This window comes from Arthrobacter sp. Y3224198, from assembly GCF_059090025.1.
The window spans coordinates 143,114-166,184 of the sequence record NZ_JBNHFG010000004.1 but is presented as its reverse complement, the minus strand read 5'-3'; the positions used below and the strand labels follow the sequence as shown (position 1 = coordinate 166,184).

The window sequence follows — 23,071 nt, the reverse complement described above, 5'->3', positions numbered from 1 at the left end:
GGCGACCACCGGGCCGGCATTTCCAGGGGCGGCAGCCACCGGCGCGCCCGAACGGGCCGCCAAGGAGACGGTACTGACCGGGGCACCCATGGCCCCGGTCATGCCGGCGGCGGGGTGGGCTGCTGTTGTGCCACGGGCGGTGAAACGCTCTGCCATGCGCATCTCCTTGGAGATTCCGCCGGATGATGCAAGTGGACACTGCATCTTCCATTCGACGCCCGCTGTCCTGCCAAGTCAACGGTCGGGCTGCGGCTGCTCAGGGCGCTAAGTCTCTTCGGCAGGGGGCTGCTCCCCGCCCCTCCGTTGTTCCACGGGAGGGACAGATGTTCCATGGTTGGGACAGACGCAAACCGGCACTGACCGCAGACCGGACATGATGTCGAAGCCGCCCGGGATCCACGACTTTTTTCGGAGTACGCCATGAACCGTACGATGAGTATCGTTTTCCGCGCCATCCCGCTCCTGATGGGCGCGGTTTGCCTGTCCTACGGTCTCTACATCCTGGCCGGGCCGGACGATGCCGGACACTTTGTCGCCGGACACGTCAACGTCGGGCTGACCGCCATCTGCTATGCGCTGTTCACGACGGCGGCCACCATCATCAGGCAGCTCATCGACCGCTACGGGCGCGGGTGGAGTATCGCCCTGCCGCTCTCCGGCTACGTGGTTGCCGCCGCCGCCATCGCCTGGGGCATCGTCCTGGCCAACCTGGACAACACCGCGGAGAACCTCACGGCAGGCTTCGTGGTCATCGGCATCGGTTTCGTCGCCGCATGCGTCAGCACCGTTGCGGCCGCGTCCACGAAATTCACGCTGATCCAGTCGGCACAGCTCCTCGACCCCCTGGGCGGTCCGCCGCCCGGTGCCCACTCCCGCACCCTGGGCGCCGTGATGATCGCGGTTCCGGCTGTGGCCGCCGTCGTCGGTTTCTCCCTGGCGACCGGCCTGCTGGTGCGCGGAGACACTCCCGGATTCGTTGCCGGCCACGTCATGATCGGCCTGTCGGCGATCTGCGCGTCACTGATCGCCCTGGTCGCGAGCATCGTGCGCCAGGTCCGCAATGAATTCAGCGACGGCGAGCGCTTCGCCTGGGCCTGGCTCGTTGCTGCCGCGGGCACAGTCAACCTGCTGCTCGGCCTGTTCGTGCTGTTCAGCTCGGACGAGCCCTACCGGCTGGCCCCGGGATGCGTGCTGCTTGGCCTCGGGCTGATCTGCTTCAGCATCCTCTCGAAAGTGCTGTTGCTCGCCCTTGTCTGGCGCCGCACGTTTGCCCTGGCCAACCGCATCCCGCTTATGCCGATCGGCACAGCGCTCACCTGCCTGTTCTTCGCCGCGTTCCTCTTTGAGGCCGCAGGCACGGACCCGGCGTTCTTTGTCGGCGCGCACGTGCTGGTCGGACTGGGCGCCGTCTGCTTTACGCTCTTCTCCATCGTGTCGATCCTGGAAGAGGGAACGTCGTAGCAGCGGACCGGCCGCGTCAAGGCGTGCCGGACACTGCTCCCCGCCAGGTGCGGATGACGGTGCGGACAGCTTCCGGCAGCCCGGCGTCGTCAAACAGCTTTTCCACGTCCAGTCCGTCCACCGCCGCACGGAAGGCGCCGTCCATGCTGGTTCCGTGCTCGGCGCACAGCGTCTCGGACGCAGCTTCCGGGTTGGGCCGCCCCGATGCAGCCGCAAAGGCGTCGGCGTTGCGGACGGTTTCGAAGTAGTCCGCCCGGATTTCCTCCGGCTCCGCGTCCACGGCCGCGAGCAGGACCATCGCCGTCATTCCGGTACGGTCGCGTCCCGCCATGCAGTGGAACAGCACCCCGCCCTCAGGCGCGCCGGCCAGGGCGGTGAGCACGGCGCCCATGCGGTCCGGCAGCCGGGTGAGGTGCGGAAGGTAGTACAGCGGCGTGCCCATCAGCCCGTTCTCCCAGTACCCCGACCAGAAATCCGGGTTCTCGGCCAGTCCGTCCAGGTCCACGGGGATGGTGGTGAGCCAGTCCGGGCGGGTCCCGGCGTCCCGGGCGCGCTCGCCGGGCTGGCGGAGGTCGACGACGGTGCGGACCCCCAGCGCATACAGCCGGTCCCAGCCTTCGGGACGCACCCAGTCGACGGACTCGGAGCGGTAGAACACACCCTGCGGGGTGTACGAGCCGTCGCGCCGGCGCCGGCCGCCCAGGTCCCGGAAGTTCACCAACCCCGGGATGCCGGTCCCTGCCCGGTCAGCGACTAAATCCGGAGATTCCGTTGAGTCAGGCAAATTCAATTCCTTCCGCCGGGCGGGGCCGGACAAGCCAGTACTGGCTGCCGGCCGGGTCCCGCGCCACAATACCTTCATCCACCAGGTAGCGGCGGATGGCCACGGGATCGCCGGTGAAGGCGGACAGCCGTTCGGTCAGCTCCTTTTCCGCCAGGACCGGCCGCAGTCCCGGCTCCGGTGGCCGGGCATGTTCGAAGACCTCACCGGCCAGAAAATGGAGCAGCTCCAGCCGGTCGGAGCGTTTGCGCGGGTAGGCTTCGACTTTGCCGTTGGCCAGGAAGCGGCGGGCCGAGGTGTCGGGTGGGCGGACACCGGCGGCCAGCAGATCGGCGAAGACGGACGGCACGGGTTCCACTCCGCGCTCGCCGACACGGACCAGGCCGGCGTTCTGCAGCACGGCCAACGACTTGGCTTCCGCAGCGGTGAGGTCTCCCGGGTCCAGGCCTGCGCCGCCGTCGTCGGCTGCCAGCACCGTACGGGCGTACAGGTGCAGGCGGCGGCGGTCTGCGAGCGCTGCCGCCACCGGGCGCCAGCGGTTCCCCTCAGGTGTCCGGTCAGTATCCCCCATGGTGATCCTCTCCCTCGGCTTCGCCGTCATCGGCCGGGTCCCCGAAGACCTGCACATCAGGTACCTGGTGAAGCATTCCCATGGTCTCCAGCTCCTCATACAGATCCGCCACGGCAGCGGCCGTCCAGTCCTTCACGGAGATCAGTGTCCCTTCCGGCTCCTCCCTGACTACTGCATCGAGCGGGAAGGGGATCCGGCCGTAGCCGGTGAGCGAGAGCCAGTTCAGATAGCCGACGGACGGAGCGTAAACAGAGCGGTGCTCCAAGCCCAGCCGCTTTTCTTTTTCACGGCAGGAATCCATGGTTTCCGGGGTTGTCAGGCAGGCTGTTTCCGGCTGCCAGATCCGGACCAGTCCGCCGAACCAGTCCCGGGCCTCTTCGGGGGAACCAATAACGAAATCCGCGGGCGGCCGCAGCGGGATTCGGTTGGCCGGTGTACGCCAGACAGAACTGTGGCCGGCAGATATGTCGAACACAAAGAGTCCGTTGCCCGGATCCCCTGCCGCAGTCAGCGAAAACTTTGCCGTGAGGGTCCCGGTGTCCACATGGGAGTCCGAGACATCGCGCTGGCGGGGACTTTGAATCAACGCGCCCAGCTCTTCGGGCCCGTCGGGGATATCGGCCCATGGGGCTTTCCGGCCGAAAATGGTTTCCACCGACATCTGCCAGCGGGCATCATCAGCCTCCGGAAACCTGGCCCTGAACAGGGAAAGCGTCGGCAATATCCGTTCGGCCACCTGCACAGGAGTCTCCTTGCGTGATCCCCACTCCAGGGAAAGCCACGCATGGACCCGGCCGGTCAGCGGAAAGAGTTCACCCACGGTCTGTGCCATGGGTCACAACCTACCCGACTGCCCCGCCTAGCTGTTGCTGAAGGCATCCAGCTTCCGTTGGTTCTCGGCCTGGTGCCGGATCTTGAGTTCGTAGTCGATGAAGGCTTCGATCATGGCCTTGTAGGTCCGCTCCACCACGTTGCAGTCGCTCTCCTGCTCCTCGGCGGCCTGGCGGACATGGGCAATCACTTCCTCCATGCGCTTGGGCGAGCGGACCGCGGCGTCGCTCTCCTTGAGTCCCCCGGCAAGGCGGACCAGCCGCTCCCGCCGCCAGATCAGCGCCACGATTTCCTCATCGATCTCGTCAATGGCTGTCCGGACATCATCTAGCTGTCCCGAAACGGATTTCTGCTCAGCTGTTTCCATGCTTTAAGAGTATCCAGCACCGGCGGGCGGACCCCCCGCAATTGGCCTCCACCGGCGGGGCCTGCGGGATTTGGCGACACAATCGCCATACCCGTGCCTCCGGTGGCAGGATCAGGGCATGACCCCCCACGTATCCGTGGTCACCGTAGGCGTACGGGACCTCGAAATGACTTACGCGTTCTACGTTTCCCGACTGGGCTGGACCCCGCTGCAGTACGTCCCGGAGGAAGTGCTGTTTTTCCAGGTGAACCACGGCCTGGTGCTGTCCTTCTTCCGCGCGGACCATCTGGCAGCCGAGGCCGGAGCAGCCGGCGACATCCGCGATGCGCCCTTCACCCTGGGCCATAACGTGGGCTCCCCGGCGGAGGTGGATGCCCTCCTGGCCCGCGCCGCAGACGCAGGCGGGGACATCACCGCGCCGGGAACGCAGATGAGCTGGGGCGGGTACTCGGGCTACTTTACCGATCCCGGCGGCGTCCGCTGGGAGGCCTGCTTTAATCCCGGGCTCTCCGTGGACGACGCCGGCCGGGTCACCCTTACGGTCCTGGACACGGAATCTCCGGCCGGGCCCGCACTGGACTCACAGCGCCGCTAGGGCACATTCCCGCTAGAAAAGCGCCTCTTCAACGGGTGCTGGTTCCGGATGCAGCAGGTACGCGCCGTCGTTACGCACGTTCCCCACGCCCTGGTGGGCCGGCGCCAGCACCCAGTCCGTCGCGGCTGCATAGGCCTGGCCGGTTGCCAGGGCCACCAGCGGGGCAGCATCCGTCGCAACCGGGTCCAGCCACCGGGCCATCGCTTCCGGGGCCAGCGGCACCGGCAGCCGGTCATGCAGGGCGGCCAGTTCCCTCAGTACCGGCTCGGTGCTGTCCGGCGGCGGTGAGGCGACGGTGAGGATCGACGTCGAGAGCAGCCACCGGCCCGGGTCTCCGGGGGCTTTGGCCGGATCCCGCCACCACTCGTACAGGCCGGCGAAAAAGATCGGCCGCCCGTCGGCGCGGGAGACGTGGAACGGCCGGCGGGTTCCGCCGGGGCCGGCTTTCCATTCGTAATATCCGTCCACCGGCACCGCGCACCGGCGGGCGGCCACGGCATCGCGGAAGGTCGGCTTGTCCAGCACGGTCTCGCTGCGTGCATTGAACGCCCGCACGCCCACCGAGGGATCCGGCGCCCACCCCGGCACCAGACCCCACCGGGCCACGTGCACCTGCCGCACGCGCCGCCCGTCCACCAACCGCTCCAACACCACCGGCACGTCCGACGTCGGCGCCACGTTCCAGGACGCGCGCAGCTCAAGGTTCGCATCCGCCTCGGCCTCGGCCTCTGCCACGAGGTCGCCCACGGAGCGGGCCATCACGTATCTTCCACACATGCCTCCAGTCTGTCACCGGGAATGGGAGTGGCCCGGATACGGTTATACCGAGGCAACCAACCACTTCCCTGAAGGAGCATCAGCCGTGACTGCCACTGCCGAAGCGTTTACCCCCGCCACCGGAACCATCACCATGTTCTCCACCACCTGGTGCGGTTACTGCCGCCGGCTGAAGTCCCAGCTGGACGCCTCCGGCATCGGCTACACGGAAGTCAACATCGAAGAGGTTGAAGGGACCGCGGAGCTGGTCGAAGCCCTCAACGGCGGCAACCAGACCGTTCCCACCGTGATTTTCCCGGACGGTTCCTCCGCCACCAACCCGTCGGCGTCGGAAGTGAAGTCCCGGCTGGGACTGTAAGCCTTCCGCCGTCAGCGCGTGTCCGCCAGCACGGCCGGCCCGGACCCGTTCCGGGCCAGCCGCGACGGCCACCAGACCCGGCGTCCGATGTCGTAGGTCAGTGCCGGCACCAGCAGTGAACGCACCACCAGGGTGTCCAGCAGCACGCCGAAGGCCACGATAAAGGCCAGCTGCGCCAGGAAAAGCACGGGAATCACACCCAAGGCGGCGAAGGTGGCGGCCAGCACGATGCCGGCGCTGGTAATGACGCTGCCGGTGATCATCAGCCCGCGGATCACCCCTTCCCGGGTGCCGTGCACAATGCTCTCCTCCCGCACCCGGGTCATCAGGAAGATGTTGTAGTCCACGCCCAGTGCCACCAGGAAGATGAAGCCGTACAGCGGCACGGCCGGGTCCGCCCCCGGGAATCGGAAGACGTGGTTGAACACCACGGCCGAAACGCCCATGGTGGCCCCGAAGGACAGCAGCACCGTCAGGATCAGCAGGAACGGGGCCAGCAGGGCCCGCAGCAGGAGCATCAGCAGGAACAGGATCACCACCAAAACCACCGGGATGATCAGGTTCCGGTCATGGGCCGCCGCCGCGTTGGTGTCGATGGTGGTGGCGGTGACCCCGCCGACGAGGACATCCCCGATCCCGGCCACCTTGTCCCGCATTTGCCTCACCGTCTGTTCCGCGGAATCCGACTCGGCCGATTCCTTCAGCGTGGCTTCCAGCAGGACTTTGCCCTCCACCACCTTCGGTGCTCCGGACGCACCGGGGATGGGCGAGGCCTGCACGCCGTCGTCGGTCACCGGCAGGGTTCCCGCCGGGGTGCCCGTGGCATCCACCGCCAGGGCATCAACGCCGGGCGTGTCCAGCACTGCCCTGGCGACGGCGTCCAGTTCCCCCTCGGGGGCGACGATCAGCGCCGGGCTGCCCGAGCCGGAGGGGAAGTGCTCGCCCAGGACCTGCTGGCCTTCCTTGGCGCTGGTCTGGCCCAGCACAAAGTCGCTCTGCGGCACCCCGGAGGCACGCAGCTGCAGCAGGCCCGCCGCCGCCACCAGCAGAAGGACGGTAGGTATCACCCAGGTGCGGCGCGGGTGCCCCTTGACGGTCCGGGCCACGCGCGGCCAAAACCCCTTGGGCGAGTTCCCGTCCCGGTCCGGGTGGGGCGAGCCGAACGCCGGCCGGCGCGGCCAAAAGGCGGCCCTTCCGGTGAGCATCAGCAGCGCCGGAAGCAGCGTCATGGCCGCCAGGAATGAGAACCCGATCCCGATGGCCGCCACCGGCCCCAGGGCCTTGTTGGAATTGAGGTCACTGAGCAGCAGGCACAGCAGCCCGGCCACCACGGTGGCAGCGGAGGCAAGCACCGGCTCGAATGTGCCCTTCAGCGCCGCCTTGGTGGCATCCCAGCGCCCCTCGTGGTCCCGCAGGGATTCCCGGTACCGGGACACGTAGAGCAGCGAATAGTCCGTTGCCGCGCCGATGCCCAGGATGAACAGGATGCCCTGCACCTGCCCGTTCAACGTCAAAGCCCCGCCCTTGGCCAGATAGAAGACCACCAGGATGGCAGCCGAGAGGGCGAGGATGGACGTCAGCAGGACCAGGAACGGCAGCAGCGGGGAACGGTATACCACCACAAGGATCACCAGCACCGCCAGCGCCGCCACCAGCACCAACGAGGTGTCAATGCCCCCGAACGCTTCGGTGATGTCCGCCAGTTGGCCGGCCGGCCCGGTGACGTAGCTGTCCAGGCCGTCCGGAATGCCGTCCCGCACCACGCGGTCCAGATCCGCCACGGTGGTCGAGGCACTGTCATTGTCCTGCACCGGCACAAACAGTTCCGCCGCCTTGCCGTCCGTGGAGAACTGCGGCGGGGAGACCTGCCCGGTCACCCCGCCCACGTCCGCGAGGGCGGAGGCCCGCCCGGTGACAAAACTCCGGTCCGCCTCCGTCAGGCCGTCATCTCTCACGAACACCACGACGGCGGGAATCGCATCACTGTCCGTGAACTTCTCCTGAAGTTCCGCCACCTGGGTGGATTCCGAACTGGACGGCAGATAGGAGGTCTGGTTGTTGTCCGCCACCTCGCTGATTTTCCCGAAGTAGGGGCCGCCGATGCCGCCCACGGCCAGCCAGGCCAGGATCAGCAGCACCGGAAGCAGGAACAGGGACCGGGCCGTGCGCCGTCCGGACCCGGGACGGCTTCTCTTCGAAGAGACTGCGGAAGCCGTGCTTCCGGAAGATGCGGGCGTGGAGTCGCCGGGGTCTGAGTCGTTCATGGGCCGTCCTTGGCTAGGTGGCACCTGCAGGACCTTTTCCGTCTTCCATCGTAGGACCGCACTGCCGCAGGCGGCAGGTGTTACCGGGTTGCGCCGGAAGCGGAAGGGTAATTCCCGGCTTCGCACCCGGCGGCAACGCTTCATAGGATGGGAAGCGGAGCGCCGGACGTCGTCGTTCCGCCGAAATACCGCAGGAGGCAGCACTCATGGTTCATAAGGTTCAGGCCGTAGTCGTCAAGGAAAAGAACGCCCCCGTCTCCCTGGAGACCATCCTGGTTCCGGATCCCGGCCCCGGCGAAGCGCTGGTGGACATTCTGACCTGCGGTGTTTGCCACACCGATCTGCACTACAAGCAGGGCGCCATCAATGACGACTACCCCTTCCTGCTCGGACACGAGGCAACCGGTGTTGTCTCCGCCGTCGGCCCCGGCGTCACCGAAGTGGCCCCCGGTGACCGCGTGGTGCTGAACTGGCGTGCCGTGTGCGGCGAATGCCGCGCCTGCCGGAAGGGCGAACCGCAGTACTGCTTCAACACCGCCAACGCCACCCAGAAGATGACCCTGGAGGACGGCACCGAGCTGACCCCGGCCCTGGGCATCGGCGCTTTCGCTGAAAAGACCCTGGTGGCCGCCGGCCAGTGCACCAAGGTGGATGACGACGTCGATCCCGCCGCGGTGGGCCTGCTCGGCTGCGGCGTGATGGCCGGCATCGGTGCCGCCATCAACACCGGCAAGGTGCAGCGCGGCGAGTCCGTGGCCGTCATCGGCTGCGGAGGTGTGGGCATTGCCGCCGTCGCCGGCGCCAAGCTGGCCGGAGCCACCACCATCATCGCGGTGGACATCGACCCCGCGAAGGTGGAGATGGCGAAGGCCCAGGGCGCCACGCACGGCATCAACTCCAAGGAACAGGACCCGGTGGAGGCCATCCGCGCCCTCACCGGCGGCTTCGGCGCCGACGTCGTGATCGACGCCGTGGGACGCCCGGAAACCTACGAGCAGGCCTTCTACGCCCGCGACCTCGCCGGCCGCGTGGTGCTGGTGGGTGTGCCGAACCCGGACATGAAGATCGAGCTGCCGCTGGCGGACGTGTTCGGCCGCGGCGGGTCCCTGAAGTCCTCCTGGTACGGCGACTGCCTGCCGTCGCGGGACTTCCCCATGCTGGTGGAGCAGTACAAGCTCGGCCGGCTGGACCTGGACGCGTTCGTCACCGAGCGCATCGGCCTGGGCGACATCGAAGAAGCCTTCACCAAGATGCATGACGGCAAGGTCCTGCGTTCGGTGGTGGAACTGTAATGTTCCGCATCGACAACGTAGTCACCTCCGGGACGTTCTCCCTCGACGGCGGCACCTGGGACGTGGACAACAACGTCTGGATTGTCGGCGACGACGCACAGGTGATCGTCATCGACCCGGCCCACAACGTTGACGCGATTGCCAACGCCGTGGGCGACCGTGAGGTCATGGCCATTCTGCTCACGCACGGCCACGATGACCACATCCGCGCCGTCGAGCAGGCCCGGGACCGCTTCAGCGCCCCGGTGTTCCTGCACGCCGCGGACCGGATGCTGTGGGACGCAGTGTTCCCGGACGAAGGCCCGGACGACGTGATCGAGGACGGGGACACCTTCGAGGTCGCCGGCCACACCCTGCGCGCCCTGCATACCCCGGGGCACTCCCCCGGATCGGTCTGCTTCTCGCTGGCCGCCGGCGACGACGTGCCGGAGCCGGTGGTGTTCAGCGGCGACACACTGTTTAACGGCGGTCCCGGTGCCACCGGCCGGTCCTACAGCGATTTCCCCACCATCATCGAGTCCATCAAGGAACGCCTGCTGACGCTGCCGGCGGAAACCAAGGTACTGACCGGACACGGGGATGCCACGTCGATCGGCGCCGAGGGACCGCACCTGGACGAATGGATCGCCCGGGGGCACTAAGGCCCGCCGGATCTTCCATGCGCATACCCCGGCCCTGCGGTTAGGGTATGCGCATGGGGGATCACCGGGAAATGCTGCTCGACTTGTCCGTGGACGAGGCACACGCCGGTGCCCGGATGCGCGAGGTGCGCACATGGTTCCGTGCCACGGGCTGGAGTGAACCGGCACCGGACAACTATGACTACCTCCACAGCAAGCAGGTGTCCGACGGGCCGGGTCCCCGCCTAAAGCCGCAGCTGGATCCCCGCTCGCCGCACTTCGTCTTTAGCTTCATTCCCGGCCGGGGCCTCTACATCCTGGGCGACAGCACCGCAGGTCCGATGTGCCGGAAGTGCGGACAGGAACGGGACATTAATGAAGTGGCCGGTATGGTCGAGGACTGGCTGGACTCTGACCGGGAACCGGACCTGGCCTGCCCCGGCTGTTCCTGGCGTGCCCCCTGGGGAGACTGGGATCTTAGCTGGTCCCTGGGAGTTTCCTCCTTTGCCGTGGTTATCGACCAGAACTCCCAGACGCCGGATCCGCAGGATCTCGCCCGGCAGCTGAAGGAACAACTGCAGGCTGAGCTTGGCGGGCGCTGGGTGCTCATGCACTATCACGACTAAGGATCCATGCAGGCCGAGTCGTCAGGCCCTTGTTTCGGCCGGCACCGCGCAAGAGCATGGACACATGGCCCTGCAGATCAGCCCCGAATTCTTCAAGCTCCTGCCACACCTGCGTTTCGAACCGACGCCCCGGCGCATCCGGGCCCAGCTTGGCAACAACACGGTCCTGGACTCCAACAACGCCTATGTGGTCTTCGAGCCGAGACGGGTCACCCCCGTGTATGGCGTCCCGGCCCGGGACATCTCTGCGGAGCTGGTTGCCGCGAAAGTCCCGGAACAGGACCCGCTGGACGGCGTTCCGTCGGATGCCCTGATGGACCCGCGATACCCGTTCTCCGCACATACCGCCCGGGGGCGGGCGCTGGACCTTCGCGCCGGGTCGCATGAGCTTCCGGGCGCCGCGTTCAGCCCAGAGGATCCGGATCTGGCCGGCTACGTACTGCTGGACTTTGATGCCTTCGACCGCTGGCTGGAAGAAGACGAGGAAATCAAAGGCCATCCCCGCGACCCCTTCCACCGCGTCGACGCCCGGGAATCCTCGCGGGCGGTACGTGTGCACCTGGACGGCCTGGACGGCGAACTGCTGGCGTAAACACGGTCGCCGCTGTTCGTCTACGAAACCATGCTGCCGCGGCGCACGTATTTCCCGCGGGAGGACGTGAACTGGGACGTGCTCGCTTCCTCGTTCCGCCAGACGGTCTGCCCGTACAAGGGCACTACGTCCTACTGGTCGGTGACAGACCGGCCCGGGGGCGCAGATCTGGTCTGGTCCTATGAGACCGTCCTGCCGGACTCCGCGCAGCTGAAGATCCTGGTGTCGTTCTTCGACGAACGTCTGGACCTGTATGTCGATGACGCCAAACAGGAAATCGATTCCCTCTTTCGGTTCTGATCCTCCCCCTGCGTTATTTGGTGGTGGCATCGAGCCCTGCAATAGTTGCCGGGCGATTAAAGTGCCTGTTCTTCCGCGGCACCGAAAGTGGTGTATCCATGCCAATCATCGGGTCTCTGTAGGCCAGCAGCAATCTAAGCCAGGGCCTGTTTCCAGGCGTCTTTATTGCGTAGGACATAGTCAGCCGCCCCGCGCCAGTGATCACCGTGTCCGCTGACATACATTTCTGCCCAAGGCTGGAATCCGGTTTCATGTGAGGACTGCCACGGTTCAGAAATACCTGAAAGCTCTCCAAGCGGCTGGCGTTGACGTGCCCGAACCCAGAGTTTTCCTGCCACGGTTTGCGGACAGTTTCGCCAATACGAACGACACTCTCTGAGGCGTTTCCGCCTTCAAGTTCTTCAGCTTCCTCATTCACCCGAAGAAGGCTACTGCGTGAAAATAAGCTGGCCAAGCCATCTCCCGAGCGGACGGAACCAATACACGCCCACTAAGGGATCCCTGAGCGCGGCATACGATCAAAACTAGAGACTGGTGAGGTCCGATTTCCGCCGGACGGGTGCTACTGGATTTGATGTACTTCGATGGTGGATACAGCAAACAATCACAAAACAGCCCTCTTTCGCTCCCTTCATAAAGCGCAGCAACCGCTTAGATTGGCCAATGTATGGGACGTTGCCAGTGCGATGATCACGGAAGCCTCCGGTGCGCACGCCATCGCAACAACCAGTGCGGGGGTGGCATGGTCACTGGGTTTGCCCGATGGAAGCAAACTCGATCGAGGACAGGCCGTGGCTGCTGTGGCCCGGATCGTCGAGGCCGTAAATCTACCCGTTACCGCCGACATCGAGGATGGCTATGCAGATTCCTCGAAAGGCGTTTCACTGACAGTGACCGAGATCCTCAATGCCGGTGCTGTTGGCATTAACATCGAGGACGGCAATACGGACCCGGAATCCTTCAGTGAAAAAATTGCTGCGGCAAGGCAAGCCGCCAGCCATGCCGGTGTCGACCTGTTCATCAATGCCCGGACAGATGTGTTTCTGTCCGGGCATGGCACAGAAGAACAGAGAATTGAGGACGCGCTTAAGCGGTCAAACCGCTATGTAAACGCCGGAGCTGACGGAATCTTCGTGCCAGGTGCTACCAATAAGGCTGCCATCACCGCGCTCGTGGAAGGCGTCTCGGTTCCTGTCAACGTCATGGTCGGACCAGGATCGATCAGCGTCAGCGAACTCGGTAAGCTCGGGGTGGCACGTATAAGTCTGGGATCCGGCGTGGCGCAGGCTGCTTATGCAATAGCGCAGGCCGCGGCGGTGGAGTTATTCACTGTGGGAACCTATGACAGCGTCGCAGATGGTCTTGACTATGGAAGCATGAATGATCTCTTGGCTTCTTCTCCGGCATTAATCCAGTATTCGACGAGGACGAGACAGTGAAGACCGACCAGCGGCCTCCGCGTGGGACATATTCCGCGTGTACTTTGGGGCACTCCCTATTTAAGGAGCGCTACCGGGCGATCGACGCCCGCGACGTACGTTTCGACGGGCAGTTCTTCACGGCCGTTTCTTCCACCGGAATCTATTGCACCCCATCGTGTCCGGCACGAACGCCTAAACCGGAGAACGTCACGTTCTATCCCACGTCAGCGGCGGCTCAAACTGCAGGGTTTCGGGCCTGCAAACGCTGTTTCCCGGAAGCGGCGCCGGGCACCCCGGAATGGAATCTTCGGCACGACCTCGCGGGCCGGGCAATGCGGCTCGTCCTCGACGGAACTGTGGACCGTGAAGGAGTGGAAGGACTTGCCTCCCGCCTTGGCTACAGTGTCCGCCATATCAACCGAGTGCTGGTTTCCGAGCTCGGAGCCGGCCCGCTCTCGCTCGCCCGGGCACGTCGCGCCCAATCTGCCCGCACGCTCCTGGTCGACAGCGATCTAGCGTTGGCGGACGTTGCTTTCGCGGCAGGCTTTGGCTCCGTGCGGCAGTTCAACACCACCATCCAGGAAGTATTCGCCACAAACCCCGGAGACTTACGAGCCCGCTACCATCGGCCGCAGCCAACAGAAGGATCGCGGGATGAGACCGGTGGACACCCCTTAGCTGTGCGGCTAAGTGTCGACCTTCCGGTTCGACAACCATTCGATGCTGCCGGCGTTTTCAAATTCCTCGCAGCCCGTGCGGTTGCAGGGGTAGAAGTTGCCGACCTCTCGGCACCTGCCTGCTTGCGCTACGCCCGCACCCTTTTGCTTCCCGGGGGACCCGGCGCAGTCCAAGTCACAGCGACCCTCACCAAGACAACGTGGCAAGTTCGAGCCCGTCTCGAGTTAGCCACTCTTCCCGATGTCGCACCCGCCATTGCCCGAGTGCGCCGCCTGCTCGACCTGGACGCAGATCCCGTCGCCGTCGACACCGCCCTACGGCAGGATCCTGCGCTGGCACCGCTGGTAGAGCGCGCCCCTGGAATTCGAGTTCCCGGCGCGGTAGACCCGTATGAATTAGTCATCCGGGCACTCGTAGGGCAACAGATTTCCGTCGCGGCAGCACGCACGCACCTGGGCCGGCTCTCCGCCCGTACCGGTTCGGGCTACGTTTCAACCATCCCAGGCCTCACCCGGCTCTTCCCTACCGTTGACCAAATCATTGCCGGCATCCCCGAACCCGGTAACGATGAACCGCTGGACCCGGATCGTCCGCTCCGCCTGCCAGGCCAGGCCATCCGTGCCCTCCTAACACTGTCGCGTGCATTAAAGAGCGGGCAGCTACCGGTGGATGTAGGGGTGGATGCCGAGATACTTCGGGAACAATTGCTTAGCCGGCCCAGAATCGGACACTGGACGGCCGCATACATCGCCATGCGTGTCTTAGGAGATCCGGACGCATGGCTTTATGGCGATGTCGCTCTCGTCGCTGGGGCAAAGAGTGTCGGCCTTCTCAAGCACGACGTCGCGAAGACGGCGGGTCACAGGATACTAGCGGACAGGGCGACACAATGGGCCCCCTGGCGTTCCTACGCGGTCATGCACCTGTGGAGGATGTCAGAACGTGAGCCGGCCCGTCCCTGACGTGGCTACAGCCGCATGTTGAGGGCTGTCCAGACAAGGGTCTCCACGGGACATCTGTGGTGTTGGGGCCGCTACTCGTCGTATTCCACGTCAGCGAAGGCTTTGACCTCTGATCGAAGTTGCTCGGCGATACTGGCGCCCTCAGCCTTCCATGCCCGTTCCTTGGCGCGTGAACTCCAACCGTTTTCATAAAGGTTCTCGGCATCCCAAGCGTCGTACCAGGCGCGAAGTCGGCCAGTTAGGCTTTCTGACAGCCCGAAGTCTGCCGGCTCCATTGTGTATTTGCTCGGGTGGCCGGGGGTGCTGTTCCTCCAAAGCGGCCACCGGTGCCCGTAGTCAGGAAACAGGCGGATGACTCGACGGGCGGGGTCGTCTGGCATGACCGTATACTAGCCCCAAGCGGGCATCCTACTGCGGGCCTTCCGGTCTTGATCGGACTGCCTATAAGCCGATCGCCTTATGAGACGAGGCAGTCGGGAAGAAAGCGGTGCAACGCCATGCCCTTTACCGCTGCGACGCACAGGTAAAACGCCTACCTCAGACAGAGCTCTGTTAGTTTCGGGTCATGGGGAGTATGGGAAAGGGCAGCCTTCACTTGATTGTGGATCTCGCTATTGAAGGTCTGTCGCCGGCTGCACAGGCGGCTCAGCGCCAGGTCGTGGAGATCGGTTCAGCTCATATTGTCGTCCTGCTGGATGGGACAGCCGCTGTTCGGGTCGGACGCGATCCGAACATGGCAGTTGAGATGCGAAAGCGTCAGGAACTAGTCGATAGCATTCCGGCGTCGATCGGGTTCCAAGTACCTAGGTCGTTGGGCCCTGTCGTGGAGCTGGAGGAGTTTTCGGCAGTTGCGACTGAGCTGGTGCCCGGCGCGCCCTGTCCTGCAGGTGAAGGTGAACCATCGGCGCTCCAGGACTTGCTCGCCCAGGTGTCGTCCATTGCCACGGAACCGATTGCGGGGTTGCTGACTGAGCCTCTGGCGTTTTGTGGGGGGCCTGAGTGGTATCGGATCCAACGCGAAGAAGTACTTCCGCTCCTCGATCCGGACGTTCAGGGGCAGGCCACGGACGCGCTCTTGGCGCTCGTGAACCTTGAGCCGGGCAAGGAAGTGTTTGCCCACGGTGACCTCGGGGGTCACAACGTCTTCTGGGAGGGCGGGCGCATATCGGGTGTACTCGACTGGGACCTGTCCTCTCAAAGCGACCGATCCACCGACCTCGCCTGCGTGGGTGTGTGGAACGGCTGGGAAAAACTTCCACTGATTGCGAACCCTTCCGAGGTTCGCCGGGCCTCCGTCCGGCGGAATACTTTCCGGCTCCAGCAGCTCGCCTTCGCCATCCTCCATGATCGAGCTGCAGTTGAGATCGACAGGGCAGTTTCAAGAGCAAATGCCTGGTTCGCCAAACAGTCCTTTTGAGCGAATGACCTTAGCCAGCAGTCAGCACTTGAAGATAGGCCACATGTCGCGCTGGGGCCGGCTCACCGGACGGTAGATGCAGGGAGAGTTGCGTGGAGAGCACCGCACAACCAGTACTCTGACACTGGGAGCATGCCGGCGCAGCTCTGGAACCGCACCGATAGCCACAGAACGCGGCGCTCCTTACCCGGGACTGGTCCGAGTATGTCGAATACGCCGCACTGTCGTCGAAAAGCTCATCTATGGTTGATCGACGCTAGGGTAACGGCATGGGGAAACAACTGCTGGAAGCCTTCGACATCTTCAAGTCTTTCCACGGTCAAGGAAGCGCACCCATAACTCCTGTGCTGCGCGGAATGAGTTTGCAGATACGGCCAGGTGAACTCGTTGCAATAGTAGGTCCCTCCGGCTCAGGGAAATCGACCCTCCTGTATTGCTTAGCCGGACTGGAAACCTGCACGTCCGGAACCGTGAACCTCTTGGGCAGCCCGATCAACGGAATGTCACATAGCCAGCTGGCTGCCCTGCGGCAGCGATCCGTGGGTTTCGTATTCCAAACCTACAATTTGATCCCGTCGCTGAGTGCACGCGACAACGTGGCGCTTCCCGCACGCCTGGCAGGAGACAAAGAAGCACTCTCACGGGTTGACGGGGCCCTTGCAGCCGTCGGCCTGACCGACCGGGGAAGACATGCACCGGCCCAACTCTCCGGCGGGCAACAACAGAGGATCGCAATTGCCCGTGTATTAGCCATGGCGCCCCGGATCGTCTTTGCCGACGAACCTACCGGTGCTTTGGATTCACAGACCGGCGCCGGTGTGCTGGATTTGCTACGCGGCATCGCTGCCGGTGAGCGTTCAGTTGTTCTGGTCACGCATGACCTGGAGGCGGCAGCTTGTGCGGACCGGGTCCTGGTGCTGCGTGACGGCATCATCCATGAAGAACTCCATCACCCGGCCCCCAGGGAAATACTCGAATCCGTGGAACGGGCCAGGCTGGAGTCCGGCAGTACAGAACCAAGGCCGTGACCATGGTTCATCTCGTGCTTTCCGAACTGCGGCATAACCTCAGACTCTGGCTCGGCGCCTTCATCATCATCTCCGCTGCGGCTCTCTTCCTGACCCTGTCCGCAGGGATCATCTCCACAGGACTGACCCTGCGGGGAACAGGTCAGATTAGTGCGAAGGATTTTGAAGGAATCGTAGGGTTTGCAGCCACACCAGCAGCTCTGGCTACGGTAACCACGGCGGTGGTCATCACCTCGGTAGCCCAGCTCACCGTCCGCGAGCAACGCCACTCGTATGCGTTGTGGCAGCTGGCGGGAGTCCTGCCACGAAGAGTGACCGGTGTCGTGATGCGTCAGCTGGCCGTAATTTCGCTTCTCGCAGCTGCCTCAGGTGTCCTTGCGGGGTGGCCATTAGTTAGCCCTCTGTTCGATTGGTTAGGCGCACGGGTGCCGTCTCTGGCGGGCCTGGATTCCTCCCTGTCGCCGGCAGCTGCGGCAATCGTCGTCGCGTTCTCAGTTCTGCTGACTCTTACTGCGGGCCTCAGGCCAGCCCGGGCCGCGGGAAGAACGCCGCCGATCGCGGCGTTGCGTTCCCCTGAAACTCTCCGCGGCGTGGTGAGCGCCGTGCGTTGGATATGGTGCGCACTTTTAGTCTTTGCAGGAGTGGGACTGAGCATGGGGATCCAATCGATCCCGTTGCCCGGGATTGGTTCCAATGGTTTCCTCATCCCTTTCCTGTTCGGATGCGCTGTCGCCTGCGCCGGTCCCGTCGTTGTCCCGCTCGTCCTGAGGATCTGGACAGCTGCTTTTCCGCCCGCACTCTCGTCAGTCTGGTTCCTGGCCCGCAACGCCACTCGACACCGCGTTGGGCAAAGCGCCAGCACTGTAGTGCCACTGGCCCTGGGCCTCATTCTTGTATGTTCCTTTATCAGTGTCTTAACGATGTTCCAGCAGGCACTTAGCCTCACCTCCGGGACCCCAGGCACTCCCGTCGACGCTGCCGGAAATCTCCTCATCTACGGTGCCCCTCTGGTCTTGGCCACTTTGGCAGCAGCAGTCACCGTCTTCATGTCCGGACGGGCCCGAGAGCGTGAGAATGCCCTGGTCCTAGCTGCTGGAGGCACTCCGTCGACGATCGTGATCACCGCCGTGCTGGAAGCTGTTATCTACACAGCCACTGCGGCCATACTCAGTCTGCTTGTCCTCATCCCCACACTGGCAACTGTCTGGGCCGCCATGAACAGCATGGTTCCGGGCACACAGTTTGTGGTCAGTTGGACACCCTGGGCCACGGTGGCCGGCGCCGGGCTGATTGCCTTACTCGTCTCGACAGTTATTCCCACCCTCTACTCAATGAGGTCCAGCATTCAGGCGGCGCTCAGCGGCTAAGCCAAAGGGATGTTACCCCCCTGCAGTCCCACCACCGCGGCCCAAGAGTTCCTCCGCTCGACGTCCCGTAAGTCGGTCCTCCAGCGTTACACGCTGCCACCGCTTCCCGCAGCGGACACTCCTCTGTCGATGCTGGCACAGAAGATTTGCGAATACCCCGCCCGCGTGAATGCCCGGGCAAGGTAACCCAAACGCTACAGCGGGCGGATAAGTGTTGATATCCTCGAGCCTCGTCCCTCCACAGCCCCCGACGCGGCGGCAGAAAAACTATTCGTTGTTCGAGGCGATCTGGATCAGGTTGCCGACGGTGTCGGCGAACACCACCGTCGTCATGGGCCCCATCTGCACCGGCGGCTGGGTGAATTGCACGCCCAGGGCCTGCAGGCGTTCGTACTCGCGCTGGACGTCCTCCACTTCGAAGGATGTGAAGGGAATCCCGTCCGCCACCAGGGCCTGCTGGAAGGGCGCCACGGCGGGATGCGCGTTGGGTTCAAGCGACAGTTCGACGCCGCCGTCCTCCCCCGGGTTGCCGACCGTGAGCCAGCGGTAGCCACCCACCGGCACGTCGGCCCGCGGCTGGAAGCCCAGCACCCGCGTGTAGAAATCCAGTGCCTTGTCCTGGTCGTCCACGAAGATGCTGCCCACAACTATCCGCATGGCCCTTCTCCTGTCTGTTCCGGTTTTGCGCTCCGGTGACTCCGCCGGTGCACGGCCAGCATCCGGCGCAACAGGCAGATGCGGGAGGGTAGCTCCGGTAATCCCGTCACCGGTTATCCGTCTAATCCAACCCCTCGAAAACATCGCCCAGTACGGTTTGTCCCGGCTGCCGGGGCGGCCAGGCGATGACGAGCGGCTCCACTGAGACAGTACGGGCCCAACCGGCGTCGTCGTTGGCATCCGGCGGGACACCCGGGGAAAGCACGTGGCGCTGGGTCCGGTGTTCCATCAGTCCGGCCACGATCCGGTGTGCCACGCTGCCGACGTCCACCTCCATGCCGATCAGTTCGTCCGGAACCGGATGAATGTCATACACCTTGTCCTCATCCCAGGGTTCCAGTCCCCGCCGGACCCGGCTGCCATTCCACCGTTCCCAGGTGGAGCGGCGGACGGCCCCGTGCAGGAGGCGCTTTAGCCCCGGACCGCCCCCGGTCCGCAGATTCATGAAGGCGGCATCCGTGGCCGCGCCGACCGCGATGTGGTCCGGGTGCCCGGTGATGCCGTCGGGACCGAAAGTGCAGACGACGTCGGGCCGCTCCTGCGCCAGGATCGCCCCGATCCGCTCCGCCAGTTCCCCGAAGGGAACCTCGGCGACCGCACCGTCGTCGTAGTCCAGCCACTCATGGCGGTCCGGCGGCCTGCCGTGAGCTGTCCAGGCCGCATCCATTTCCCGTCGGCGGATCCGCCCGAGCGGCTCGTTTACCGGAGGATAGGACGGGTCGGTCTCCCCGGCTCCGCCGTCGGTGGCGTGGACCAGCACAAAGCGGAACCCCGGATCGTCCTCGTGCAGGGCCACAGTGCCCGCCAGCCCGTACGCGTCGTCGTCGGGGTGGGCGACAACGAGGGCAAGGACGCGTGAACCCGTCATTTCCGGCACCTCCCGCGCGTCGGGGTCTTGCTCCCGTTCCAGCGTAGGACGAGAGGCATACAAGAAGAACCGCCGGCGCAAAGCGGACGCCTTCGGTTCAACCTGCTGCCGGGGCTAGGCTCGGGGCATGGAGCTCTTTGGCGCCGAAGGGTATGGGTTCGCACGGCAGGTGCTGCAGCGCGGCATCGCCGCCGTCTTCCTGCTCGGCTTCCTGAACGCCGCCGCACAGTTCCCGGCGCTGCTGGGTGAGAACGGGCTGCTGCCGGCACCCCGGTTCCTGGCCCGGATCAAGGGCCGGGGTATTCCCACCCTGTTCCACTGGCACTATTCGGACCGGTTCCTGCTGGCCGTGGCCTGGACCGGGGCCGCCGTCTCGGCCCTGCTGGTGGCCGGGGTGCCGCAGGCCGGGCCATGGTGGCTGCCGATGGCCGCTTTCCTGCTGATCTGGGGCCTGTACCTGTCCATCGTGAACATCGGGCAGACCTTCTACGGCTTCGGCTGGGAATCGCTGCTGCTGGAAGCAGGCTTCCTGGCCGCGTTCCTTGGATCAAACGACGTCGCCGCACCCGTGACGGTGCTGTGGCTGTTCCGCTGGCTGGTCTTCCGGCCTGAATTCGGTGCAGGGCTGATCAAGCTGCGCGGCGACAAAGTGTGGCGCGACCTGACCGCCCTGTACTACCACCACGAGACCCAGCCGATGCCAAATCCGGCGAGCTGGTTCTTCCACCACCTGCCCAAGCCGCTGCACCGGGTCGAAGTCCTCGGGAACCACTTCGCGCAGCTGGTGGTGCCGGTGTTCCTGTTTTTCCCGCAGCCGGTCGCGTCGGTGGCGGCAGCCATCATCATCATTACCCAGCTGTGGCTGGTGCTTTCCGGGAACTTCGCCTGGCTGAATGTGCTGACCATCCTGCTGGCGTTCACCGCGGTCAGCGACTCGGCCGTGCAGGCGGTGCTGCCGGCCGCGGAGTTCGCCGCCCCGGAAGCCACCCCGGCGGCGTACGTCGCGGTGGTATTGGCCGCCACGGCGGCCATGCTCTACTGGGCCTGGGCGCCGCTGAAGAACCTGTTCAGCCGGAACCAGCTGATGAACGCCAGCTTCAACCGCTGGCACCTGTCCAACGCCTACGGGGCCTTCGGCAGCATCACCCGCCACCGCAGTGAAGTGGTGATCGAGGGCAGCAACGATCCGCCCGGGCCGGATGCGCAGTGGCAGGAGTATGAGTTTCGGGGCAAGCCCGGGGACCCTCGGCGGATGCCGCGCCAGTTCGCGCCCTACCATCTGCGGCTGGACTGGCTGATGTGGTTCCTGGCACTGGGTTCCTACGGCGCCTGGTTCCCGGAACTGCTGCGCAAGCTGCTCGCCGGTGACCGCCGGACCCTGCGCCTGCTGCGCAGGGATCCGTTCAACGGCACTCCGCCCCGCCGGATCCGCGCCCGGGTGTACCGGTACCGCTATTCCACGCCGGCGGAACTGCGCCGCGACCGGGTCTGGTGGGTCCGGGAACCGGCCGGGACGCTGGTGGATCCGATCGAGGCGCCCCGGCGCGGAACGGTTTAGGCGCCGGCCTCGGGCTTGGTGACCACGGAATGCGTGGCGTGGTCATACAGGAAGGTCACCGGACCGCCCGCATGCTGCATTTCGTAATTGCCGCCGTCGCGGTGGGCGCCGAAGCCGTAGTTCTCCTCCCAGGAGCCGTTCAGGGCCACCTTGTAGGCGTAGGTGCCCTCGGGCAGGTCCACGGTGAGCTTCCACAGTTCGTCATGCCGGTCAAACCCGAAGCGCAGGTCCGCTCCGGCGGGATCCCAGTCATTGGTGCCCAGGGCGCTGCCGAAATCGCCGGCGAGGATCACGGTCTCCGGCTGCGGGAAGGACGGCTCCGGGACATCGGTCTCCGGATGCGCCCCGTGCTGCTCGGCCGGGGCGACGGGCTCGGCGACGGCGTCGCGGACGGCCTCTTCCACCACTTCCTCAGCGGGTGAAACCACTTCGGGTGCTGCGGCGGCGGCGGGCTTACCGTTCAGGGCGGCGGCCAACTGCGCAGTGTCGGGGAAATCCTTCAGGGCCTGGCGGCCGGCGTTGGTGATGCTCCACCCGGACCGGGCTTCCTTGAGGATCCAGCCGGCCTTGACCAGCTTGGTGGTGGCGTTCACCAGGGCACGTTCGCCGCGGGCCGTGCCGCTGGCCAGGGTTTCGGCTTCGCTTCCGGTCAGCGGAACCCGGTCCAGGGCGGCGCCGAGGACCTTTCCCCGGCTGATCTTTCCGGTTGCCGACGGTTCCTCTGCGGCGAGGATTTCAAGGACCGCCCGCAGCCGCAGTGCAGTGTTTTCAACGGTGTCTGAACCCAATGGAATTCCTTTTGTGACGTGTGTGCTGATAAGCCTGCTGACAGTTTTCCACCTTAGCCGGGGGCACCGGAGGCAGGAAGCACCACGGCCCTAGTGTCGCGCAACCAGTCCCGCGAGGGGTGTGAAATCGCCCTCTTCCAAGGCGGCGTATCCGGCGTATGCGGCCAGCACGGCGTCCTCGACACTGCCGGTGTCCAGGCCCGGCACCAGGTCCCGGGCTGCTCCTGCGGTGCGCGGATCCCATCCGAGTCCCAGCTCGGCATAACAGTCGGTGAGCACCCTGCGCAGCGGCGTTCCGTTGGCCACCACCAGGACGGTGGAAAACAGCCAGGCCCCGGATACAACGCGCTGCGCGGTGCCGGCGAGCTTGATCCGTTCCCCCGCCGCGCCCTCGCCGTAGACGGTGAACTCTCCCGGGCAGTACTCCCCCGGGATTTCGCCGACGCCGGTCACCAGTCCCGTCTTGGCCAGTGCGCCGGCGAGCAGCTCGCCGAACTGCGCGAACCGCCGCAGGGACCCGGCCAGGGCATCGGCCTCGGGCTCCACATGGTCCAGCACCAGGCAGTCCCGGTGGTAGGCGGCGGCCCGGCCGCCGGCCCGGCGGACAAGCGGCTCAAACCCGTGACGCCGGCAGGCTGCTTCCGCAGCGGCAAAACCCGGCAGCTTGGCGTCCCGCTGGCCCAGGGCCACGGTGGGAGCGGGCCGGTAAATCCGCAGCGTGGGGCCGAGCTCACCGCGCCGCACGGCGTCGAGCATCGCGAGCGCAAAGTCCAGGTCCTCCGCGGCGCCGAGCGAGCGCTGCTGGCGAACCACCGTCAGGCCGGCGGACATG

The 23,071-nt window shown here is 65.3% G+C and carries 26 protein-coding genes; 14 read left to right on the top strand and 12 right to left on the bottom strand.

Annotated elements, in window-relative coordinates; translation table 11 throughout:
• Positions 1-420 precede the first annotated feature (420 nt).
• Complete coding sequence (locus AC5RUF_RS04080) at positions 421-1,461, top strand: DUF2776 family protein (protein ID WP_494129799.1); 1,041 nt, start codon at positions 421-423, stop codon at positions 1,459-1,461.
• Between the two features lie 16 nt (positions 1,462-1,477).
• On the opposite strand, the gene AC5RUF_RS04075 is transcribed toward AC5RUF_RS04080, so the two are convergent.
• From AC5RUF_RS04075 to AC5RUF_RS04060, 4 genes are read right to left on the bottom strand one after another with little or no spacing between them, the layout of a single operon-like run.
• The gene (locus tag AC5RUF_RS04075; protein ID WP_494129798.1) at positions 1,478-2,245 is read right to left on the bottom strand and encodes a tyrosine-protein phosphatase; all 768 of its coding nucleotides are present in this window, start codon (positions 2,243-2,245) and stop codon (positions 1,478-1,480) included.
• On the bottom strand, positions 2,238-2,813 hold the full coding sequence (locus AC5RUF_RS04070; protein WP_494129797.1) for a DUF2087 domain-containing protein: 576 nt from the start codon (positions 2,811-2,813) through the stop codon (positions 2,238-2,240). The genes AC5RUF_RS04075 and AC5RUF_RS04070 overlap by 8 nt, the downstream gene beginning before the upstream one ends.
• Positions 2,800-3,645 carry a hypothetical protein gene (locus tag AC5RUF_RS04065; RefSeq protein WP_494129796.1) on the bottom strand — a complete coding sequence of 282 codons (846 nt, stop codon included), beginning with the start codon at positions 3,643-3,645 and terminating at the stop codon, positions 2,800-2,802. Before AC5RUF_RS04065 ends, AC5RUF_RS04070 begins: the two co-directional genes overlap by 14 nt.
• Before the next feature lie 27 nt (positions 3,646-3,672).
• Positions 3,673-4,011 carry a chorismate mutase gene (locus AC5RUF_RS04060; RefSeq protein ID WP_493998568.1) on the bottom strand — a complete coding sequence of 113 codons (339 nt, stop codon included), beginning with the start codon at positions 4,009-4,011 and terminating at the stop codon, positions 3,673-3,675.
• 118 nt (positions 4,012-4,129) lie between these two features.
• On the opposite strand from AC5RUF_RS04060, the gene AC5RUF_RS04055 reads away from it, so the two are divergent.
• Positions 4,130-4,606, top strand: a complete 477-nt coding sequence (locus AC5RUF_RS04055; RefSeq protein WP_494129795.1) for a VOC family protein — start codon at positions 4,130-4,132, stop codon at positions 4,604-4,606.
• Positions 4,607-4,618: 12 nt separating this feature from the next.
• On the opposite strand, the gene AC5RUF_RS04050 is transcribed toward AC5RUF_RS04055, so the two are convergent.
• Entirely contained in the window at positions 4,619-5,383 is a 765-nt protein-coding gene (locus tag AC5RUF_RS04050) for an SOS response-associated peptidase (protein WP_494129794.1), read from the bottom strand.
• 133 nt (positions 5,384-5,516) lie between these two features.
• On the opposite strand from AC5RUF_RS04050, the gene AC5RUF_RS04045 reads away from it, so the two are divergent.
• On the top strand, positions 5,517-5,741 hold the full coding sequence (locus AC5RUF_RS04045) for a mycoredoxin (protein ID WP_493998718.1): 225 nt from the start codon (positions 5,517-5,519) through the stop codon (positions 5,739-5,741).
• Positions 5,742-5,752: 11 nt separating this feature from the next.
• On the opposite strand, the gene AC5RUF_RS04040 is transcribed toward AC5RUF_RS04045, so the two are convergent.
• The gene (locus AC5RUF_RS04040; RefSeq protein ID WP_494129793.1) at positions 5,753-8,005 is read right to left on the bottom strand and encodes an MMPL family transporter; all 2,253 of its coding nucleotides are present in this window, start codon (positions 8,003-8,005) and stop codon (positions 5,753-5,755) included.
• A gap of 206 nt (positions 8,006-8,211) precedes the next feature.
• On the opposite strand from AC5RUF_RS04040, the gene AC5RUF_RS04035 reads away from it, so the two are divergent.
• The 5 genes from AC5RUF_RS04035 (at position 8,212) to AC5RUF_RS04015 (ending at position 11,435) form a co-directional block, all read left to right on the top strand.
• On the top strand, positions 8,212-9,297 hold the full coding sequence (locus tag AC5RUF_RS04035; protein ID WP_494129792.1) for an S-(hydroxymethyl)mycothiol dehydrogenase: 1,086 nt from the start codon (positions 8,212-8,214) through the stop codon (positions 9,295-9,297).
• Entirely contained in the window at positions 9,297-9,938 is a 642-nt protein-coding gene (locus AC5RUF_RS04030; RefSeq protein WP_493996346.1) for an MBL fold metallo-hydrolase, read from the top strand. The genes AC5RUF_RS04035 and AC5RUF_RS04030 overlap by 1 nt, the downstream gene beginning before the upstream one ends.
• Positions 9,939-9,991: 53 nt before the next feature.
• Positions 9,992-10,543: a hypothetical protein gene (locus AC5RUF_RS04025; RefSeq protein ID WP_494129791.1), complete on the top strand. Its 552-nt coding sequence runs from the start codon at positions 9,992-9,994 to the stop codon at positions 10,541-10,543.
• 64 nt (positions 10,544-10,607) lie between these two features.
• Positions 10,608-11,135 (top strand): DUF427 domain-containing protein, encoded by a 528-nt coding sequence (locus AC5RUF_RS04020; protein WP_494129790.1) that lies wholly within the window; start codon positions 10,608-10,610, stop codon positions 11,133-11,135.
• 12 nt (positions 11,136-11,147) lie between these two features.
• Positions 11,148-11,435 (top strand): DUF427 domain-containing protein, encoded by a 288-nt coding sequence (locus AC5RUF_RS04015; protein WP_494129801.1) that lies wholly within the window; start codon positions 11,148-11,150, stop codon positions 11,433-11,435.
• Between the two features lie 13 nt (positions 11,436-11,448).
• On the opposite strand, the gene AC5RUF_RS04010 is transcribed toward AC5RUF_RS04015, so the two are convergent.
• Positions 11,449-11,853 (bottom strand): hypothetical protein, encoded by a 405-nt coding sequence (locus AC5RUF_RS04010; protein ID WP_494129789.1) that lies wholly within the window; start codon positions 11,851-11,853, stop codon positions 11,449-11,451.
• A 169-nt stretch (positions 11,854-12,022) separates the two neighbouring features.
• Here AC5RUF_RS04010 and AC5RUF_RS04005 point away from each other — a divergent pair, with 169 nt between their 5' ends.
• Positions 12,023-12,874: an isocitrate lyase/PEP mutase family protein gene (locus tag AC5RUF_RS04005; protein WP_494129788.1), complete on the top strand. Its 852-nt coding sequence runs from the start codon at positions 12,023-12,025 to the stop codon at positions 12,872-12,874.
• On the top strand, positions 12,871-14,496 hold the full coding sequence (locus AC5RUF_RS04000; protein ID WP_494129787.1) for an AlkA N-terminal domain-containing protein: 1,626 nt from the start codon (positions 12,871-12,873) through the stop codon (positions 14,494-14,496). Before AC5RUF_RS04005 ends, AC5RUF_RS04000 begins: the two co-directional genes overlap by 4 nt.
• 71 nt (positions 14,497-14,567) lie before the next feature.
• Here the strand turns inward: AC5RUF_RS04000 and AC5RUF_RS03995 are convergent, their stop codons facing one another.
• Positions 14,568-14,876 (bottom strand): immunity protein CdiI family protein, encoded by a 309-nt coding sequence (locus tag AC5RUF_RS03995; protein WP_494129786.1) that lies wholly within the window; start codon positions 14,874-14,876, stop codon positions 14,568-14,570.
• 185 nt (positions 14,877-15,061) lie between these two features.
• On the opposite strand from AC5RUF_RS03995, the gene AC5RUF_RS03990 reads away from it, so the two are divergent.
• The 3 genes from AC5RUF_RS03990 (at position 15,062) to AC5RUF_RS03980 (ending at position 18,308) form a co-directional block, all read left to right on the top strand.
• On the top strand, positions 15,062-15,913 hold the full coding sequence (locus AC5RUF_RS03990) for a phosphotransferase family protein (protein WP_494129785.1): 852 nt from the start codon (positions 15,062-15,064) through the stop codon (positions 15,911-15,913).
• A 269-nt stretch (positions 15,914-16,182) separates the two neighbouring features.
• Positions 16,183-16,941, top strand: a complete 759-nt coding sequence (locus AC5RUF_RS03985) for an ABC transporter ATP-binding protein (protein ID WP_494129784.1) — start codon at positions 16,183-16,185, stop codon at positions 16,939-16,941.
• A gap of 2 nt (positions 16,942-16,943) precedes the next feature.
• Positions 16,944-18,308 carry an FtsX-like permease family protein gene (locus tag AC5RUF_RS03980; RefSeq protein WP_494129800.1) on the top strand — a complete coding sequence of 455 codons (1,365 nt, stop codon included), beginning with the start codon at positions 16,944-16,946 and terminating at the stop codon, positions 18,306-18,308.
• A gap of 267 nt (positions 18,309-18,575) precedes the next feature.
• Here AC5RUF_RS03980 and AC5RUF_RS03975 read toward each other — a convergent pair whose 3' ends face one another.
• Both AC5RUF_RS03975 and AC5RUF_RS03970 read right to left on the bottom strand, forming a co-directional pair.
• Complete coding sequence (locus AC5RUF_RS03975; RefSeq protein ID WP_494129783.1) at positions 18,576-18,965, bottom strand: VOC family protein; 390 nt, start codon at positions 18,963-18,965, stop codon at positions 18,576-18,578.
• Between the two features lie 121 nt (positions 18,966-19,086).
• A complete protein-coding gene (locus AC5RUF_RS03970; RefSeq protein WP_494129782.1) occupies positions 19,087-19,893 on the bottom strand; it encodes a PIG-L deacetylase family protein in 807 nt (268 codons plus the stop codon).
• A gap of 127 nt (positions 19,894-20,020) precedes the next feature.
• Between AC5RUF_RS03970 and AC5RUF_RS03965 the strand changes: the two genes are divergently transcribed.
• Complete coding sequence (locus AC5RUF_RS03965) at positions 20,021-21,451, top strand: lipase maturation factor family protein (protein ID WP_494129781.1); 1,431 nt, start codon at positions 20,021-20,023, stop codon at positions 21,449-21,451.
• On the opposite strand, the gene AC5RUF_RS03960 is transcribed toward AC5RUF_RS03965, so the two are convergent.
• Together AC5RUF_RS03960 and AC5RUF_RS03955 are read right to left on the bottom strand one after the other, a co-directional pair.
• Positions 21,448-22,239, bottom strand: a complete 792-nt coding sequence (locus AC5RUF_RS03960; RefSeq protein WP_494129780.1) for a pullulanase X25 domain-containing protein — start codon at positions 22,237-22,239, stop codon at positions 21,448-21,450. The two genes, AC5RUF_RS03965 and AC5RUF_RS03960, sit on opposite strands and share 4 nt — an antisense overlap.
• A gap of 90 nt (positions 22,240-22,329) precedes the next feature.
• Complete coding sequence (locus AC5RUF_RS03955) at positions 22,330-23,070, bottom strand: lipoate--protein ligase family protein (protein ID WP_494129779.1); 741 nt, start codon at positions 23,068-23,070, stop codon at positions 22,330-22,332.
• Position 23,071 lies beyond the last annotated feature (1 nt).